Here is a 16,322-nt window from a genome sequence, read left to right on the forward strand (position 1 = left end):
CGCGAAGAGAAGGAGGAGGGATGGTGGTGAGGTCCATTTGGGAGTCCACCAGCCATGCACGTTGCCAACCACGCTTCGGGTAGTCTGTCTCGAACGCCGCCGGTCTTCATTTCGGGATCCCTGTCGATCCGGCACCTCCCGACCGTCGTGAAGGAGCGGCTCTGCGCCATCGTCGACCAGGCGCTGCCCGTCGTTATCGGGGATGCACGCGGTGCGGACGCGGCTGTCCAGCGGTTCCTTGCCGATTGCGGCGTGCGTCATGTCACGGTCTTTTGCAGCGACACGAGCCCCCGGCACAATCTCGGGCACTGGCCTGTCCAACACGTGAGAGCCAACGCACCTTCCGGCACGCGCGCCTTCCACAACGCGAAAGACCGCGAAATGTCTGGCCTGGCAGGGGCCGGCTTCGTCATCTGGGATGGGTCCAGCCAAGGCAGTCGGGCCAACATCCGTCACTTGTGCGAGCGTGGACGCTATATCGTCGTCTTTCTCCGAGCCGAAAACCGCTTTGCCGTCCTGTCCAGCAACGCGAAACGGATGGCCTTTCTAACTTCCGGCCGCCTCGACTGACATCACGGTGACCACGCCGGGGCTTTCGCGAAAACTCCTGGCCCACACGGGCACGCAGGGCCATCAATCGAAGGACATTCGCTTATGAATCCCGCCCTTGCCAATGAGCTTGCCGCTCGCGTCGACGAGGGTTGGCACCCTGTCACTCTCGACGACATCGAGCGGCGGCTGCGCGATATCGGTTACGCCCTTGATCGTCGCCTGGACTGCCGTTCGACCGCTCGAATCATGACCGGCTCTCGCGCCGGAAAAACCTATCCTTGCCTCTCGACCGGCATCAAGGAGACCGACACTGGCCGTTGCGCCTGCCACACCGAGGCTCGGCGCGATGCCAATTTCCGAACTCTGCAACAGCTTCGCTTCATGGACCTCTGATCCTTTGCGGACCGTTGTCCACCGCTTGAAAGGCGGGCGTTTCATCTCTAGATATTGAATCGATCGTTTCGATCGATACGATCGAATGGAGGTATTATGCAGACGATTACGGCCAATGAAGCCAAAACCCGCTTCGGCGAACTGATCGACCGGGTTCAGCGCGAGCCCGTGCGGGTTACGCGCCGCAACCGGGTGGTCGGCGTCATGGTTTCCCCGGAGGATTACGCGGCGATGCGGGAGTTCTACGCGGACAGGCTTGCCCGCACGCTACGCGAAACCGCGAGCGAGGCTGCGCGCAAGGGCCTGACCGACAGCGAACTGGAGCGTCTGCTTTCCGATGAAGGGTGACGCTTTCGTTCTCGATACGAATGTCCTCATCAGCGCCGCGCTTTCGGCGGAATCGCCCCCTGCCAGAGTGACCCACTGGGTGATCGCTAATGCCCGGCTGATCTTCGCCGAACCCACTTTCGAGGAATTCCGATCCCGGCTCTGGCGTCCGAAGTTCGACAGATATTTGACGATCGAGCGTCGGAACCAGATCCTGCACGATTTCAGCGCTATCGCGGACTGGGTGGAACTGAACAGCGATCCTCTCCCGGTCAGCAGCCGGGATCCCGACGATGATATGTTTATCCGCGCCGCCATTGCCGGATCGGCCCGCTGGCTGGTGAGTGGGGACCGGGATTTACTTGAGGTTCAAGGTTTGCCTGCCCCCACGATCGTGTCGCCCGCGGACATGCTGAAACGCATTTCCGCATAGGCGGCACAGCCTCAGGCCCCTTCGAGCAGCCGCTCGCGGGCCAAATCCAGCGCATGCGACAGCCGCATCGCCACCACCTGGTCCTTGGGATCGACGAGGCATTCAAGAGCCGCCTCCATGTGCTTGATAGCGTTTTCCAACCCAGGTGCTTCATCCGTCATCTTTGGTTCTCCGCTAGTCCGCGCTCAGTCGGCGGGCACCCTCCTTGTGGAGGATGCCGGCCCCTGAGCCGGACGGTTGAAAACGCGAAAGATAGACGCGTGCCTGAATTTTTAGCCGGAGCCTGGACATAGTACAGGCCATCCGGCCGCAAAGGCATGCAGCCGACTCTATCTCTCGGAGTTTCAACGCTCCGGCCCACCACCGGCAGACGCACATCCCCTAGCCCGATCAAGCGTTAGTTGCCAGTCGGTTCGTGTGAAATTACCGGATGTCGAGGTCAGGTGTGCGGGATCAGCGCGTCGACTGGCGGGCCGCTTCGACCGGGCGATACATGTCTGCCCGATCGCGCATCAGGGCAGCGAGCCAGACCAGATCGCTTGCGGCATCAGCCAGCGGCAGGGGCGCAACCTTGTCGAACAGACGGCGCTGATAGGAAGACCCGTGATCGTGAATCTCAACCAGACGGTTGCGCGCCGGGCTGTTCGGATCGGTGATTTCCGCATTGGCTTCGCGAGCCGCATCGAGAAAGGCTTCTGCCAGTTCCTGCGCCTCATAGTAGCCGGAATCCAGGCCTTCCCCCAGAGCGAGGGCGGCGAGTTCGCTACGCACGCCGGTAAGATCGGAGTCGTTCACCGCATCGATCAGTGGCATGTTAAAATCGAAGGTGGTGAGATAATCCGCGATCATGGAGAAACGTCCTTTCAACCATTTACTAGAACATAAAAAGAACGCAATCAAGCTCTCAAACCTCCTATGCTGAAGGACTTTCGTCATGCTTTCTTCCTCCGCAGGGGCCGCCCACAGCGGCCATCCTCCCGCGCAGTGTCCATGGCGGCTGCACCCCTGCGTCTCCATGGCCGTCTTCGCCGCAACGCGCGTGGCTTCCTCCTCGAGATGGACGATGGCCACGTCTGGCGGCTCAGGGGCGCGCAGGATTTCCCGCCGCTCCTGGATACTGCCGTCATCGTCGAGGCACGCAAGGCCAGCAGCATCCTCCTCGACGTTCTCTGGATGGGGCCGGCCTAGCACCTTGGCGGCGCGCCCGGCGCTGGTCTTCGAGCGTCGCGCCGGCGGCACCGTCGCTGCGGACCTCGGCGAGGACGCCTCGGCCCGCCATCACCCTCGGAGCAGGTCTGTCATCGCATCCTGCGCCGCTTCGCACGGTCTCGGCGTGCCAGGGCTGGTCCGGGCAAGCAAGGGCTGCCTCCGCCCAAGCTCCGGTAGAAGAAAATGGGCCTGCCGACGGAATTGCCTGTCCCAAAGGTGTCGGCAGGCCCATTTTCTTCAACCTCCACTAGGGCGCAGCGCGACGTCCCTTGCTTGCCCGGACCAGCCCTGACCCTTGAGCCCCGGCGAAGGCGGCTCCGGATGCGATGACAGACAGGCACCCGCTTCTCCTCAGGTGATCAGGAAGGAATGGCTTCGCCATGCTTTTCCTTGTTCGGGCCGCTACCGCGGCCTTTTTCTTGGCTCAGGCTCACCAGACACGATGAAATACTGTCAAGAAAACAATGACATATAACAAATAAAGGGGAGGTGGTATAAGTATAGGTGCAGACGGGGAATGATCCCCGGAGGCACATATAGGAGTAAAGGCAATGAATATCGGTGAGTTCAAGTTGAACAAGGGGCGCATTTTGGGCTGGATTGCTACCCGCACCATCGACCTGCCCAAGCTGGCCTTGCGCCCGGTCGAAAGCGAAAACGAACTGGCCCCCGCTTTTGAGATCATCGCCCCCAATGTCGGCGGCCGCGTCGTGCAGGTCGGCGCGCTCTGGGCAGCCGTCGCAAAGCGGACGGGCGAGGTATTCTATCAAGGCCATGTGGACGATCCGTCTATGCCCGAACCCCTCCCCATCGCGCTTTTCGGCTCGATTGAAGAAGGCTTCCGCGCAGCATGGCGCAGGCAGGAACGCGACGATTTCGGGCCTACCCTCCGCACGTCGCGCAACGATGCACCTTCCGGTCGCGGCGGCGGTGACGACTACGGCTTCGGGGACAGCACCGCCAATGAAAACGGCGAACTGTCCAGCCAAGGCGCCGCCGCCGATCTGGACGATGAAGTCCAGTTCTAGCCGCTAGGCCGAGACGGGCCGGGGGAGCGCAGCAACGCTTCCCCGGACCCTGACCGATCAACCTGCCATCAGGAGTGACCCATGACCAAGAAGTCAGCTAAGAGAAGCGTTAGCACACTTGCCGACTTGTCGGAACTTATCGCGGAGGAAACCGCAACGCCGGAGTTTGAAGCGTCGTTTGGCGACCCGCTTCCCCTTTCGATCATTGAACCGGGCGAAGAACCGGGCGAACATGACATGCCCGAGCCGTTTGCCGCGCAGAAGGTTTGCGGCGAACTTATCACGTCGCTTTACTGCCTATTCACCGACACACGCCTTGACCCGCTGGCCCCGCAAGTCGCTTGGGGCATCGTCAACAGCTTCCAATTCGTCGCGGGAACGCTGAAACGCCAAGAGGATGACCTGGCCAGCAAAATCCTAGACATGACACGGCGCATGGAGCCGAGCGAGGTATTCAACAAAGACCTTGAGGATACGCAGCTTCAATGCCAGTCGCTTGCCGAGCAGCGCGCCAATATCGAAACAATGCGCGACTACGCCGCCGCCATGTATAAGGCTTGCTGGCGTCGCGCATGGGCACCGGCCAAGGGTAGCAAGGCGTCATCCGTAACGACCGCAAGCTATATCAGCGCGGTTGATTTCCTGCGGGAACGCGCCCTCGCCAAGCGGGAACAGCACCATCCGCAAGGCCCGGTTGTCGTCTTTTCCGGCCCCGCCATATGGGAGGAATGGGAACCCCTCTGGACGAAGCTGACCGAAATCAAGGCGCGCGTTCCGCACATGACGCTTGTGACGACCGGGCAGCGCAAGGGGGCCGATGCCATCGCGGCAGCATGGGCCGCGCGCGAAGGTGTGCCGATTGTCGCTTTCGGCCTTTATGGCGGCGGCAAGAAACCCGCCTTCACCCGCAACAAGAAAATAGCCGAACTTCGTCCGGTCGAAGCCGTGCTTTGCGAGGGATCGGGCATACAGGCCAATCTTTACCAGACCATGCGGAAGCAGGGCGTTCCCATTCACGCTTTCCACTGGCCGAAGGATAAGCCCAAGCCCCAACGACCGCACACTATCGACACCTACCGGGCGGAGGATATATTCCAGCCCTCGGACACGTTCAGGCGAGCGCGCCGCTACGGCTGACACGAGACGGCGCGGCGCTGCCTCAAGCGCCGCGCCCCACATTGCGACACCCCCGCCAAGGCTGGCGCGCTTTCCAGCGCGCTGGCCTTTTTTCGTGCCACCGGACGCCGCCGCGCCTGACGGCGCGGCGGCGGGAGGAACCCAAAAAGGGAAGGGCCGACAGTCTCACGTCCCCGCGCCGGGAACGGCAGCCGCGCCGTTGTCTCCCTTCGCGGGCGCTTGGGCCGTTGGCGCTTTCCCCGAACGGGAGGCATCGGGCGCAACCGATGCCCCCTTGAGCGCGGCCAGCGCGGCAGCACCGCCCAGCCGCAACACATGGCCCAGCACGTCGCGGAACTCGCGTTCCGACACTTGCTCGACCGGCAGCGCCGTGACGATTCCCGCATAGCGATCGCGCAGCCTCTGGCGCGTTGCGGCAATCTCGCTCGCAATACGTTTCTCGCGCGCTTCCAGATCGGCGAGCTTATCGCGTTCAGACATTTTCGGCATGACCAGTTTCCTTGTTCAGGCTGGCCCACTCGTCACGCCCGCCTTGTCGCACAGGCGCACACGCGCCACAAGCGACCCCCGCCGCATAGCGCGGCAAATTCCCCCACATCGACCGAAACCGCAAGGGTGCGCCCGGCAGCGGTAGAGATGACGCAGCGACGCTGTCGCTGCGGGCAAGCGACGCACGCGCTGCGCGGTTTGTAATGCACCGTACGCACGGGTGCTGTGGCCGAAAACGGCCCTGTAATCAGTGCCTTGCGCTGGCAGACGCGTCAGCCAAAAAACCACAAAAGTGGCTGACACGTCTGCCGCCCCAGAAAGCGGCGTCCCAAACCCCCAGCATTTCCGCCGTTTTCTGCTGGCAGACGCGTCTGCCACGTCGATTTTATTGTGATTGCCGTCCATCCGCGCTATATTGCGGCTGCGTCGTGATCTCCTTGCCGAAGCTCCTGATGGAGCGCCCACGTTGGCAAGGATCACAATCCGGATAGACGATGCGCTTTGCGAGCGGCTGCAGCGCCGTGCTCGTAAAGTCGGCATCAGCGTTGCCGAACTCCTCCGCCCTGCGATCGACCAGGCCGCCGACCCTCGCGGCGGCTACGTCTATACGACGCAGGACGAAATCCTCTCCTGCGTCATACAGACACTCTCGATCGTCGCGGCATCGGTACGCCGTCGGTCGCCCGAAGCGCTCGAGCAGGGCATGGCCGACGCCAAAGCGTTGCTCGAAGCGAAGGGCCTGCTCGGGCCGGAGGACCAGCCATGAGCGGGCGTGGGGATACCCCCGTCACGGGCGCGCTTGTCGGCTCCCTGTCCCCCACTAGAGGCTCCTGCCACGGTGGCGATGGCGGCGATCGCTTCCTTCTGCCGTCCGGGTCTCACCCCGAACTGAAGGATCAGGCGGTCCCGGATGCCTCTGTTCGGGGGAGGGCGCAATCATGAGCATCTTCCGTAACGACACATTGGGCTCATGGACCCGCGGTGGTCAGGCGATCGTCCACAATGTCAGGATGACCACCCAGGTCTTCTTCCAGACCGTGGTCGCGGGGATCGTCCTGTGGGCGATGGGGACTGGCTGGTATGCCTTCGAGAAGTCGAGCGAGTATCAGCGTTTCGTTCTGGTCAAGATGGCGGAGGCCAGCTTCAAGGCCGATACCGCGCGAGGAACCAGTGACCCCATGCTGTTCCGCACCCCGGACGGTCGGGAATATTGGACGTCGGCCGACGCCCTCATCGAATCCCGCGTCGGTAAGAAGGCGCTCGGTAAACTCGAAACCGACCTCATCCATGGGGCGGCCATTGCCGGTATGGGGGCACTCGCCGCGCTGGTTTTCGCCTGGTTCTATTTTACCCGGACAGGACGCGGCCTCGGGTCCAACGAATATATTCGCGGCGCCCGCTTTGGGACGATCTCGGAAGTCCGCCGTGCTCTCCGGGGGCAGAAGAAAGGGGCGCTCAACATCGGCGGCGTCGCGGTGCCAGAGGCCTTCGAGCCGGAGCATATCCTGCTTGTCGGCGCCCCCGGCACGGGGAAAACCAACCTCATCACCACCATGCTCGCTGGGATCCGCAAGCAGGGCAAGCGGGCCATCGTCTATGACACCGCCGGGAGCTTCGTCGAGAAATTCTACCGCCCCGGACGCGACATCCTCCTTAACCCGCTGGACAAGCGCACTGACATCTGGAGCCCCTGGGTCGATGTCCCGCAGGAGTATCACTACGACCAGATCGCGGAATCTACCATCCCCGACAAGCATGGCGATCCCTTCTGGTCGAAGGCAGCACGCGGTACGCTGGTCGCGGTCCTGCGCAAGCTTGCCCGGCAGAAGCACACCCTCATCTCGATCCTGCTCGACCGCGTGCTCCGCTCCCCGGTCGCGGACCTCGCCGCCTATGTGAAGGGCACTGATGCCGCCGCGTTCATCTCCTCGGAAGGGGAGCGCACTTCTGCCGGCGTCCAGGCCGAGCTCGCCTCGGTCATGCGCAGTTTCTCCTATCTTGACGATACGGTGGACGGTTTCTCGATCCGTAAATGGGTCGAGGACGAGAAGGACGACAGCTGGCTGTTCGTGACCGTCAAGGCCGACCAGCTTCCCTCGCTGCGTCCCCTCATCACCGTCTGGCTCGATATCGCGATCAGCGCGATCATGAGCCTTACGCCCGATCGCAACCGGCGGCTCTATTGCGTGATCGACGAGTTGCCGACGCTTCAGAAGCTTCCTTCGCTATCCGACTTCCTGGCCCGTGCGCGCAAATATGGGGGCTGCGGCATATTGGGGTTCCAGTCCTATCCCCAGCTCAATGCCACCTACGGCAAGGAGGATGCCGCCGCCATCACCGGCTACTGCTCGACCTGGGTGGCGCTCCGGGCCAACGATTCCGATACCTCGGAACTCATCTCCAAGAATCTCGGCCGGGTCGAGCAAGTCGAGGCGAACGAGGGCATGTCCTACGGCGTCAACGACATGCGCGACGGGGTGAACTTAAGCCGTATGCAGGTGACCCGCCCGCTGGTGATGGACACCGAGGTCAACCACCTGCCCAACCTTTCGGGGTTTCTCCGGTTCGGTCGCAACCTCCCCGTCGTGCGCTTCACTGATCGCTTCAATCTCCTGCCAACGGTCGCACCCGCCTTCATCGAACGGAACGAACCGCCCAAGCGACTGCCGATCGGCGAGAAGATCATATGCGAGACACGGAAAAGTCGCCGGGCGGCGCAAGCACGACAAACGGCCGCTAGGAAAGGAGAGGCTTCATCGGACCAAGGCGCAAGACCGACACCCGGGAAGCCGCAGGGCGACTTTTTCAACCGCCCGAACGATCCTCCACCCGTGGACGAGACGACCGGTGTGCCGATCCCCGAAGAGGCGGCCGGTCACGACAAAAGCACAATACCTCCGGATCATCCTGATCCCGACATGGGCGAGGGCGATTTGCCGATCGAGGACCATGCTGATGCGGACGACGTGGTCGCGACGCCCATCCCACTGCTGGGCGCGCGGCGGGGGACCCTTCGCGTATCGCTCGATAGCCATGGCCGGTCCGAAGGACCGCGCGAGAAGGCGAAGCCGGCATGATACATCCCCGCCGTCTCAAGGGCACGGCCGCCAATATCAGCCGCTACTATACGATCGGCGACTATTATACCAAGGGCGGCGACGAACCGTCTGAATGGGGTGGCAAGCTTGCTCCCGGTCTCGGCCTGTCGGGCAAGGTCGATCCCAAACAGTTCGAGGAACTGCTGGCCGGCAAGGTCGGCGACCAGCAACTCGGTCGGCGCCGCAAGGAAGGTATCCAGCACCATCCCGGCTGGGACTTCAACATCAGCGCCCCCAAGTCGATCTCGATCCTGGCGCTGGTGACGGGCGACGAGCGGATCATCGCAGCGCATGAACGGGCGGTTGGCGTCGCGCTGGCCCATCTTGAAGAGCATGCCGAACTGCGCCGCCGCGTCGAGGGCGAGATCGTCCATGAAACGACCGGCCGGCTTCTCTTCGCCCGCTTCACCGAACATGCGAGCCGCGACCTCGATCCGCACCTTCATACCCATGTCGTCGTCCTCAACATGACCAACCATCTTCGTGGCGACCGGATGTCGAGCCTCGAGACGCGTTCGATGTTCGCGGAACAGCTCGTTACTGGGCAGATTTATCGCAACGAACTAGCCCATGACGTGCGTGAGCTCGGTCACGAGATTGTGTTCGATCCGCGCCGCGGTCTGTTCGAGGTAGCCGGCGTCCCCGGCGAAATGATCCGCGAATATTCGCAGCGGGCAGAGGAGATAAACGCCCATGCGAAGGAACATTGCCTCACCGGACAGGCTGCTCGGCGCATATCCTTCTTCGAGACGCGCAAAGCCAAGGAAAAGATCGGACTGGAGGACCTCCAGGAGCGGTGGAACAAACGTGCCGAACCCTGGCGCGAGGATCTCGACAAGCTCCTGGCGGCCGTCGCGGAGCGCGGCGAACGCACGATCGAGACTGATCCGGGCGTCGCCCGCCGCGCTGCGCTATTCGGAATCCGGCAAAGCGAGACGCGTGAAGCGGTCAACAATATCGGGCGGCTGTACCGCACCGCGCTCGCCTCCCATGTCGGTGAGGTCCGGTTCGGTGACGTGCGTCCGATATTCGATGCTCAGGAAGCCGATCGCAAGCTGCTCCGCACAGTACGCCAGACCGGCGATCAACCGCTTCCACGGGGACGCTCGTCGCGGCGGACCGCGAAACTGGAACTGGCCCTGTCGGAACATCTATCGCTCGCCATGGGCGATGCCTCTCCCGTCGCCAGCTCCGAGCGGCTGGCAGAGGCCGCGGTTGCTGCCGGTCTGACGCAAGAGCAGGCGCGCGCGCTCGAAGGGATCGGTACGGGCAACAACCGTCTTGTCGCGATCCACGGCGTCGCGGGCGCAGGAAAATCGACCCTGGTCGGCGCGCTGGTCGATGCGACCCGCGACGATTACATGACAATCGCACTTGCGCCGACGTCTTCGGCAGCGGCAGAACTGGGTAACCAGGCAAATATCGAATCCCGCACGGTCGCCTCACTGCTCGCCGGTGGCGGCCATAATATCACCGACAGGCATATTCTTGTGCTCGACGAGGCGGGCCAGCTCGGTAACCGTCAGGCATTGCGCATCCTGGAGATCAGCCGCGCGACCGGCGCGAGGCTCATCCTGCTTGGCGACAACAAGCAGACCGGTGCGATCGAGCAGGGCAAGGCGTTCTGGCTCCTTCAGCAGCTGGGACTGCCCACCAGTCAACTTCTCGATCCCATGCGCCAGCAAACCAGGACGACGAAAGAGTCGGTGGCGATGGCGCGCAAGGGCGACTATGCGGCTTCGCTTGCCGCGCTCGATCGTGTGAACACCGGGGAGACCGCAGAGGCTCTCGCCAAGGATATCGTCGTCGAGTGGACCCGGCTGCGGCCCGCTGCGCGCAATGCCACCAATATCCTTGTGCTCGACAATGCGACCCGGTTGATCGTCAACAGCCACATCCGCGAAGTGCTGAAACGCGAGGGCGCGGTCGCGGCCAATGATCACCGGCTCGAAGTCCTGACGCCGGCGGGCATGACAGATCAGGAAAAGCAGATCGCCCGCTTCTACACTGAAGGCCAGGTGCTCAAGTTTGCGCGCGACTACGCGGGTCTCGGAATCGCCCGGGACGCGGAATATCGCGTGGTCGGGATTGGGCGGAATAATAATGGCCGCCAGGTCGTGCGCCTGGCCGACGAGCATGGCCGTCAGATTGAATGGAATCCCCGGCTTGGCAAAGCGGCGCACGTCAACGTCTTCCTGACCGAGCAGCGCCAGCTCGGCGAGGGGGACCGCATCCAGTGGCGGCTCGTCAACAAGGATATCGGCGTCAAGAACGCCGAGCGTGGCACTGTGTTGGCCTTCGACGGGACGATTGCCACTATCAAATGGGACCGCGGCGAGCGTGTGCAGGATGTGGACCTGTCCGCTCATAGGACCTGGGACCACGGCTACGCGGAAACTGTCTATTCCTCCCAGTCGAAAAGCTACCCGCGGACCTATGTGCTGGCGCCGGTCGAATCCGGTCTGGTCAACGGCCAGAACTATTACACTGCGATCACCCGCGCTCGCTATGGTGTGAAGCTGTGGACCGAGGATGTGACACGTCTTGCGGCCAAGCTGGCGTCGCGCTCGGGCGAGAAGACCTCGACGCTCGAAGGGCTTGGCCGGCTCAAGGCCGACAGCCACAAGCAGCGGGGCGCGCGCCACAAGGAACGCCACGATCGGTCGCGCGAGGCGAATGCCCGCGAACGGGACGAACGCAACGCCGAGCGCGAACAGCGCCGGCAGGGGCGGGGTAACACAGGCCCGCCGGGCTTCGCTGACAGCCTTGCCAGTCGCGCGCAAGAGGCTGCCGTTTTGGTCGACCGCTTCCTGCGCGGCACTCTCGATCGCGATCGCGCGCCCGAATCCACCGAGCGTGGCAGCGCGCCCCATCATGTTCACCAGCCAGCACCTCAACCGCAGCATGACCATGGCGATCATGGCAGCGGACACGACCGATAGGAGGGTTACCCATGAATCTGAATCTTGTTCTCATTCTGATCCTCTGCACCGCACTGCTGGCGCTTCTCTTTCGTCACGACCGCATCCCCATCCGCCATCGATGGCGACGGCGGCAGGCCCGGGAGATGTGCGAGCAACTGCGGGGGCGGGACCGCGATCAGCCGGTCGCGCTCCATTATGCGCGGTTCCGCGCCATGGACCCGCTCGCGTTCGAGGAGTTGCTGCTCGAAGCCTTCGAGCGGCGCGGGCACCGCGTCATCCGCAATTGCCGCTATACGGGTGACGGCGGCGTCGACGGCGAAGTCATCATCGATGGAATACGCTTCCTGATCCAGGCCAAGCGCTACAAAGACGCCATCAGGCCCGAACATGTCTGGGACTTTGCCCAGCTCTGCGCCACCAGAAGGCAGCGCGGCCTGTTCATTCATACCGGCCGCACCGGCGGGATGAGTCGCGCCGTTGTCGATGGTGCGACGGGTATCCAGATCGTGTCAGGCCAGAAACTGCTCGCCCTGTTGACGGGGGCGCCGTTCTTACCTGACCTGTGTGATCCTCGTCGCCCCAGAGAAACCATCGCTTTCAGGCGGACGTCGTCATGAACGCGCTGTCCTGCTCACGATCGCAGCGACCCCGCTATTATATCGGCATCGCCTCGCTTTTGTCGCTCTCGCTTGTTCTCGCGCCAACGCCCGCACTGGCACAGCGTGGAGGATCGGCGGAGGCGGCCGAGCTCGCGCGCTGCATCCGCATTGCTGCGCGGGGCTATGGCTGGCTCGAAAAGACCCTCTGGGGACTGCGCAAGCAGGAGGCGGGCTGGATCGGAGCCGAAATCGCCAACACCAACGGAACGCATGACCTGGGACCGCTCCAGATCAACTCATGGTGGGTGCCCCGCATCGCCCGCCTCATCGGCAGGTCCGAGCATCAGGTCCGCCATTGGCTGCGCTACGATGCCTGCTTCAATGTCGAAGCGGCGCGCTGGATATTCATCTCCGGACTGGAGGCTACAGGCGACTATTGGAAGGCCATCGGCACTTATCACAGCCCCACCGCCTGGCGACAGCGGGCCTATGCAACAAAGGTCGCAACCCACATGCGCGTGAGGTTCGGACCGAAGGTGTTCGCAGCAACCGGTATCGACGCACCGAGATAGGGGCGACGAGAAGCGGGAACCGGTGGCCGGATATGGCAGTGTCGCCGTTTCCTGGGTGACTGGTATCCTAGGCTGCCATTGCTGGACGGCATTGGTGATGAGCTCGGCGCTACTATCTCAGCGTATGTGTTCGGGTGGGCCACGCGAGATGAACAGGTCAGTCAATCCTCGACCATGTTGTCGCTCTGGCGAAGGCAAACACTCAACTGGGCGTCAAACTAGCCGAGGTCTGGCGCGAGAGTGGGTAGAAGCTGATCGTCCTCGGCACCAGGGCTGAGGGGGAGGCCCGCGATGAAACGCTGTCGGTACTTCGCCGCAAGCTCTACGATATCACGCGGCTTGGCATGACAGTCGTCATCGCCGGTGACGAGACCGTGCCGCGTATTACCCCAGATCTGGCGTTTTTGGGGCAGAATGAACCGCAACGCTGTCGCGCTGGATCGCATTCGCATGGGCCGCGCCGCGCGTCCCAGTGTCCTCTACGGTCTTCGCGGTGTCGGCAAGACCGTGTTGCTGGTGACGATGCGGGATGCCGCCGAGGTGGAGGGGACGTCGATCTTTATGATCGAAGCGCCTGAGAACCGATCTCTCCCCGGCATTCTCGTTCGGCGCTTCGGGCGGCGCTGCTGCGGCTCCACCGAGAGAAGCAGGCTTCAGAGGGGGCGATCTCGAAGCGGATCTTTCGGATCTGATAGTCACGATAGGGAAGGCCGCACGGGAATGGGGTTCGGCGATGGAACTGGTGATCGATGAGGTGCAATACGTGCCTGAAGCGCAGCTTGCGGCGTTGACCAGCGCTTTGCGCCGGGCGAGGCAGAAGCAGTTGCCGGTGACGATGATCGCTGCAGGATTGCCTCAGCTTATTGGTCGAATGGGGCGCGCCAAATCCTATGCAGAACGCCTTTTCGAATTTGTTGCGATCGGGCTGCTCGACAATGTGTCTGCTAGAGATGCGATCTGCCTCCCGATTGAACGGGAAGGTGAAACGATCGAAGATATTGCGCTGAGCGCTATCGTGGATAGAACGCAAGGATATCCGTATTTCTTCCAGGAATGGGAGAAGCACAGTTGGGATGCCGCTGATATTCCCTGTCACAGAGGGGATGTCGATAGCGCGACGCGGAGCGCACTGGCCGAAGCGATGAGCGTGAAGGTTTCAAGCGTGGCGCCGACCCGCAACAATTTGATCGCCAAGGGGATGCTTTACAGTCCGGCCCATGGAGATACCGCGTTTACGGTGCCATTACTCGACGCGTTCATGCGGCGTGTAATGCCAAACGGCTAAGGTGAATATTTGGAATCGTTCTGTTCGGCTGCCCTATCCACCTGGCCATGTTTCATGAGGCCGAACCAACGGTGCTTACCCGATATGTTGGCAACTGGCGGCTTATCGCAAATAGAATGCCACCGGGATTGTCAGTTCCACCGAATCGGGGCGATCGGCGCGGTCGGTTGCAAATCCCAGCAATGGACGTGATTACAGAAGCGAAGATGGAGGCTCGTCGGAATGGCTATGAGAATTTAGGATGCGACCGAAGATTTTGATCGTGGGCGCCGGCTTTGGCGGAATGGCGGCTGTGAAAGCGCTAAAGCACGCGGATGCGGATGTACTCCTCGTCGATCGTACCAATCACCATCTTTTTCAGCCATTGCTTTATCAGGTCGCGACAGCGGCCCTGTCGCCGGCTGATATCGCCACGGCGAGCCGGGTGCTCCTGAGGCGAAACCGCAATGCGAGCGTCCTGATGGCCGATGTGACTGGCGTCGAACCGACCGCGCAGGTCGTGAAACTCGCAGACGGCAGAACGCTCCGCTACGATTATCTGGTCCTTGCCACTGGCGCGGCGTACAGTTTTTTCGGCCGTGACGAGTGGGCGGACCACGCAAAGGTCCTGAAATCGATCGATGACGCCTTGTCGATTCGGGACCGATTGCTGTTCGCGTTCGAACGCGCCGAGCAATGCGACGATCCTGCGGAGGTGACGAGGCTCCTGACATTCGTAGTCGTCGGGGGCGGTCCGACCGGTGTCGAACTGGCCGGCACCATTGCTGAACTGGCACGGACCACTCTCGCCCGTGATTTCCGGCATATCGATCCCCAATCGGCCCGCATCGTCCTGTGCGAGGCTGGCCAGCATGTCCTGGGCGCATTTCCCGGCGATCTGCCAGACTATGCGTCGGGCGCGCTTCGCTCGCTCGGCGTCGAGGTCCGTCTGGGCGAGGCGGTCACGCTCGTGGATGCGGACGGGATCGTTCTGGGCGATGAGCGGATCGACGCCGCTGTCGTGTTATGGTGCGCGGGCACGCAAGCGCGGCCCGCCGCGATCTGGCTTGGTGCCGCGGCTGCGCGCAATGGCGCCGTCAAGGTGACGGAGAATTGCTCCGTGCCCGGGCATGCCAACATCTTCGCGATCGGCGACGTCGCCAGCTTCGATCCGGGCACGGCCAAACCGCTGCCCGGCCTGGCCCCCGTGGCGAAGCAACAGGGAAAATATGTCGGAAGACTGATTGCCGACCGGATCGCGGGCCGCGAAAAGGCGGTGCCGTTTCGCTATCGCGATCTTGGTACGATGGCGGTCATCGGCAGATCCCGCGCGATCGCCGATTTCGGTCGTTCATTCTTTGTACGCCGATGGCAAGCGTGATGGTGATCACCGCCGGCAGTCCTTCCGGAATGATACCGACGGCAAGGGCCACGACCGCGATCAGCGCATCGACCCAATGAAACTCGCGCGCCAGTACGGCGAAGGCGAACAGCGCGACGGAGCCAGCCAGGACGACTAGGGTGAAGCGGTGGGCAAAGCGGTTGATCTGGCGCAGAAGAGGCGTGGCCACGGTTGCGACACCCTGGAGCAGACCGCTGATCCGGCCGATCTGCGTATTTAGCCCTGTTCCCGTTACGACCCCGGTCGCCTGACCCGATGCGACCAGCGTGCCGGAATAGGCCATGCTGAGACGGTCAGCCAAATCTGCCTCGGTCGCCACAGGGCTGTCCTGCTTTTCCACCGGCAGGGACTCTCCTGTCAGTGGCGCTTCGTCGATAAGCAAGCCGCGGGTGCGGATCAGACGCATATCAGCGGGGACGCGGTCGCCGGCCTCCAGCAAAATGATATCGCCGGGCACGACCTGCGGAACAGGGATCGTCTCTTTCGCGCCGGCCCGCAGCACTGTCGCATGCGGCGCGATCATGTCGCGGATCGCCCCCAGAGCCCGCTCGGCCTTGCCCTCCTGGACGAAGCCGACAATCGCGTTGATCAGCACCACAACGAAAATGACCGCGGCGTCGACGATGTGGCCGAGCAGCGCAGCCGCAGCTGCTGCGGCGAGAAGAAAATAGATAAGGGCGCTGTTGAACTGCGCCAGGAAACGGATGAGCGCAGGGGTCGAGCGAGCCTGGGGCAGGGCGTTGGGACCATGAAACCGATATCGTTCTGCAGCTTCGGCATGGTTCAAGCCTGCGCCGTCGACACCGAGTTCATCGAGGACGGTGTCGGTATCGAGCGAGTGATAGTCTCTGGTTGAACCGGCCACGCTCACGTTTCGTTGTTCCTTTGCAATAGG

Annotated in this window: 19 protein-coding genes; 15 read left to right on the forward strand and 4 right to left on the reverse strand. The window is 62.6% G+C overall.

From position 1 onward, the window contains the following. Nucleotides 1–54: 54 nt before the first annotated feature. From SCLO_RS00735 to SCLO_RS00750, 4 genes are all read left to right on the forward strand, one after another. On the forward strand, nucleotides 55–570 hold the full coding sequence (locus SCLO_RS00735; protein ID WP_048575791.1) for a hypothetical protein: 516 nt from the start codon (nucleotides 55–57) through the stop codon (nucleotides 568–570). Between the two features lie 84 nt (nucleotides 571–654). Beyond that, nucleotides 655–945 (forward strand): hypothetical protein, encoded by a 291-nt coding sequence (locus tag SCLO_RS00740; RefSeq protein WP_048575790.1) that lies wholly within the window; start codon nucleotides 655–657, stop codon nucleotides 943–945. Between the two features lie 96 nt (nucleotides 946–1,041). Continuing rightward, nucleotides 1,042–1,293 (forward strand): type II toxin-antitoxin system prevent-host-death family antitoxin, encoded by a 252-nt coding sequence (locus SCLO_RS00745; RefSeq protein WP_048575789.1) that lies wholly within the window; start codon nucleotides 1,042–1,044, stop codon nucleotides 1,291–1,293. Continuing rightward, the gene (locus SCLO_RS00750) at nucleotides 1,283–1,705 is read left to right on the forward strand and encodes a putative toxin-antitoxin system toxin component, PIN family (protein ID WP_048575788.1); all 423 of its coding nucleotides are present in this window, start codon (nucleotides 1,283–1,285) and stop codon (nucleotides 1,703–1,705) included. Before SCLO_RS00745 ends, SCLO_RS00750 begins: the two co-directional genes overlap by 11 nt. 11 nt (nucleotides 1,706–1,716) lie before the next feature. Here the strand turns inward: SCLO_RS00750 and SCLO_RS23205 are convergent, their stop codons facing one another. Beyond that, a complete protein-coding gene (locus tag SCLO_RS23205; protein WP_169800572.1) occupies nucleotides 1,717–1,866 on the reverse strand; it encodes a hypothetical protein in 150 nt (49 codons plus the stop codon). Between the two features lie 292 nt (nucleotides 1,867–2,158). After that, nucleotides 2,159–2,641, reverse strand: coding sequence for a hypothetical protein (locus SCLO_RS00755; protein WP_231923294.1), 483 nt, complete (start codon nucleotides 2,639–2,641; stop codon nucleotides 2,159–2,161). Nucleotides 2,642–2,695: 54 nt separating this feature from the next. Here SCLO_RS00755 and SCLO_RS00760 point away from each other — a divergent pair, with 54 nt between their 5' ends. The 3 genes from SCLO_RS00760 to SCLO_RS00770 all read left to right on the forward strand — a co-directional run bounded on the left by SCLO_RS00760 (nucleotide 2,696) and on the right by SCLO_RS00770 (nucleotide 5,079). Further along, nucleotides 2,696–2,893, forward strand: coding sequence for a DUF5818 domain-containing protein (locus tag SCLO_RS00760; RefSeq protein WP_048575786.1), 198 nt, complete (start codon nucleotides 2,696–2,698; stop codon nucleotides 2,891–2,893). Nucleotides 2,894–3,465: 572 nt separating this feature from the next. Then, nucleotides 3,466–3,942 carry a DUF736 domain-containing protein gene (locus SCLO_RS00765; protein ID WP_048575785.1) on the forward strand — a complete coding sequence of 159 codons (477 nt, stop codon included), beginning with the start codon at nucleotides 3,466–3,468 and terminating at the stop codon, nucleotides 3,940–3,942. Between the two features lie 81 nt (nucleotides 3,943–4,023). Further along, nucleotides 4,024–5,079 carry an SLOG family protein gene (locus SCLO_RS00770; protein ID WP_048575784.1) on the forward strand — a complete coding sequence of 352 codons (1,056 nt, stop codon included), beginning with the start codon at nucleotides 4,024–4,026 and terminating at the stop codon, nucleotides 5,077–5,079. A gap of 165 nt (nucleotides 5,080–5,244) precedes the next feature. Here the strand turns inward: SCLO_RS00770 and SCLO_RS00775 are convergent, their stop codons facing one another. Then, on the reverse strand, nucleotides 5,245–5,568 hold the full coding sequence (locus SCLO_RS00775) for a hypothetical protein (protein WP_048575783.1): 324 nt from the start codon (nucleotides 5,566–5,568) through the stop codon (nucleotides 5,245–5,247). A 466-nt stretch (nucleotides 5,569–6,034) separates the two neighbouring features. Here SCLO_RS00775 and SCLO_RS00780 point away from each other — a divergent pair, with 466 nt between their 5' ends. From SCLO_RS00780 to SCLO_RS00815, 8 genes are all read left to right on the forward strand, one after another. Continuing rightward, complete coding sequence (locus SCLO_RS00780) at nucleotides 6,035–6,334, forward strand: ribbon-helix-helix domain-containing protein (RefSeq protein WP_048575782.1); 300 nt, start codon at nucleotides 6,035–6,037, stop codon at nucleotides 6,332–6,334. Between the two features lie 172 nt (nucleotides 6,335–6,506). Beyond that, the gene (locus SCLO_RS00785; protein WP_048575781.1) at nucleotides 6,507–8,645 is read left to right on the forward strand and encodes a type IV secretion system DNA-binding domain-containing protein; all 2,139 of its coding nucleotides are present in this window, start codon (nucleotides 6,507–6,509) and stop codon (nucleotides 8,643–8,645) included. Further along, complete coding sequence (gene mobF, locus SCLO_RS00790) at nucleotides 8,642–11,608, forward strand: MobF family relaxase (RefSeq protein WP_066519823.1); 2,967 nt, start codon at nucleotides 8,642–8,644, stop codon at nucleotides 11,606–11,608. Before SCLO_RS00785 ends, mobF begins: the two co-directional genes overlap by 4 nt. Nucleotides 11,609–11,619: 11 nt before the next feature. Then, on the forward strand, nucleotides 11,620–12,207 hold the full coding sequence (locus SCLO_RS00795) for a restriction endonuclease (RefSeq protein ID WP_066519827.1): 588 nt from the start codon (nucleotides 11,620–11,622) through the stop codon (nucleotides 12,205–12,207). After that, on the forward strand, nucleotides 12,204–12,761 hold the full coding sequence (locus tag SCLO_RS00800) for a lytic transglycosylase domain-containing protein (protein ID WP_048575778.1): 558 nt from the start codon (nucleotides 12,204–12,206) through the stop codon (nucleotides 12,759–12,761). The genes SCLO_RS00795 and SCLO_RS00800 overlap by 4 nt, the downstream gene beginning before the upstream one ends. 414 nt (nucleotides 12,762–13,175) lie before the next feature. Then, nucleotides 13,176–13,514, forward strand: coding sequence for an ATP-binding protein (locus tag SCLO_RS23715; protein WP_231923295.1), 339 nt, complete (start codon nucleotides 13,176–13,178; stop codon nucleotides 13,512–13,514). After that, the gene (locus SCLO_RS23565; RefSeq protein WP_053085621.1) at nucleotides 13,495–14,046 is read left to right on the forward strand and encodes a hypothetical protein; all 552 of its coding nucleotides are present in this window, start codon (nucleotides 13,495–13,497) and stop codon (nucleotides 14,044–14,046) included. Before SCLO_RS23715 ends, SCLO_RS23565 begins: the two co-directional genes overlap by 20 nt. Before the next feature lie 283 nt (nucleotides 14,047–14,329). After that, entirely contained in the window at nucleotides 14,330–15,406 is a 1,077-nt protein-coding gene (locus tag SCLO_RS00815; protein ID WP_231923428.1) for an NAD(P)/FAD-dependent oxidoreductase, read from the forward strand. Here the strand turns inward: SCLO_RS00815 and SCLO_RS00820 are convergent. Beyond that, entirely contained in the window at nucleotides 15,339–16,298 is a 960-nt protein-coding gene (locus SCLO_RS00820; protein ID WP_231923296.1) for an HAD-IC family P-type ATPase, read from the reverse strand. The two genes, SCLO_RS00815 and SCLO_RS00820, sit on opposite strands and share 68 nt — an antisense overlap. Between the last annotated feature and the right edge of the window lie 24 nt (nucleotides 16,299–16,322).

It is taken from the genome of Sphingobium cloacae, from assembly GCF_002355855.1.
GTDB lineage: Bacteria > Pseudomonadota > Alphaproteobacteria > Sphingomonadales > Sphingomonadaceae > Sphingobium > Sphingobium cloacae.

What these genes read in the sequence shown, in the direction of transcription:
- SCLO_RS00815 (WP_231923428.1), top strand. Translation starts at nt 14,330, where the DNA reads ATGGCGGCTGTGAAAGCGCTAAAGCACGCGGATGCGGATGTACTCCTC.
- SCLO_RS00800 (WP_048575778.1), top strand. Translation starts at nt 12,204, where the DNA reads ATGAACGCGCTGTCCTGCTCACGATCGCAGCGACCCCGCTATTATATC.
- SCLO_RS00795 (WP_066519827.1), top strand. Translation starts at nt 11,620, where the DNA reads ATGAATCTGAATCTTGTTCTCATTCTGATCCTCTGCACCGCACTGCTG.
- SCLO_RS23205 (WP_169800572.1), bottom strand. Translation starts at nt 1,866, where the DNA reads ATGACGGATGAAGCACCTGGGTTGGAAAACGCTATCAAGCACATGGAG.
- SCLO_RS00750 (WP_048575788.1), top strand. Translation starts at nt 1,283, where the DNA reads ATGAAGGGTGACGCTTTCGTTCTCGATACGAATGTCCTCATCAGCGCC.
- SCLO_RS00740 (WP_048575790.1), top strand. Translation starts at nt 655, where the DNA reads ATGAATCCCGCCCTTGCCAATGAGCTTGCCGCTCGCGTCGACGAGGGT.
- SCLO_RS00735 (WP_048575791.1), top strand. Translation starts at nt 55, where the DNA reads ATGCACGTTGCCAACCACGCTTCGGGTAGTCTGTCTCGAACGCCGCCG.
- SCLO_RS00745 (WP_048575789.1), top strand. Translation starts at nt 1,042, where the DNA reads ATGCAGACGATTACGGCCAATGAAGCCAAAACCCGCTTCGGCGAACTG.
- SCLO_RS00785 (WP_048575781.1), top strand. Translation starts at nt 6,507, where the DNA reads ATGAGCATCTTCCGTAACGACACATTGGGCTCATGGACCCGCGGTGGT.
- SCLO_RS23715 (WP_231923295.1), top strand. Translation starts at nt 13,176, where the DNA reads ATGAACCGCAACGCTGTCGCGCTGGATCGCATTCGCATGGGCCGCGCC.
- SCLO_RS00765 (WP_048575785.1), top strand. Translation starts at nt 3,466, where the DNA reads ATGAATATCGGTGAGTTCAAGTTGAACAAGGGGCGCATTTTGGGCTGG.
- SCLO_RS00755 (WP_231923294.1), bottom strand. Translation starts at nt 2,641, where the DNA reads ATGACGAAAGTCCTTCAGCATAGGAGGTTTGAGAGCTTGATTGCGTTC.
- SCLO_RS00770 (WP_048575784.1), top strand. Translation starts at nt 4,024, where the DNA reads ATGACCAAGAAGTCAGCTAAGAGAAGCGTTAGCACACTTGCCGACTTG.
- SCLO_RS00775 (WP_048575783.1), bottom strand. Translation starts at nt 5,568, where the DNA reads ATGCCGAAAATGTCTGAACGCGATAAGCTCGCCGATCTGGAAGCGCGC.
- mobF (WP_066519823.1), top strand. Translation starts at nt 8,642, where the DNA reads ATGATACATCCCCGCCGTCTCAAGGGCACGGCCGCCAATATCAGCCGC.
- SCLO_RS23565 (WP_053085621.1), top strand. Translation starts at nt 13,495, where the DNA reads ATGGAACTGGTGATCGATGAGGTGCAATACGTGCCTGAAGCGCAGCTT.
- SCLO_RS00760 (WP_048575786.1), top strand. Translation starts at nt 2,696, where the DNA reads ATGGCGGCTGCACCCCTGCGTCTCCATGGCCGTCTTCGCCGCAACGCG.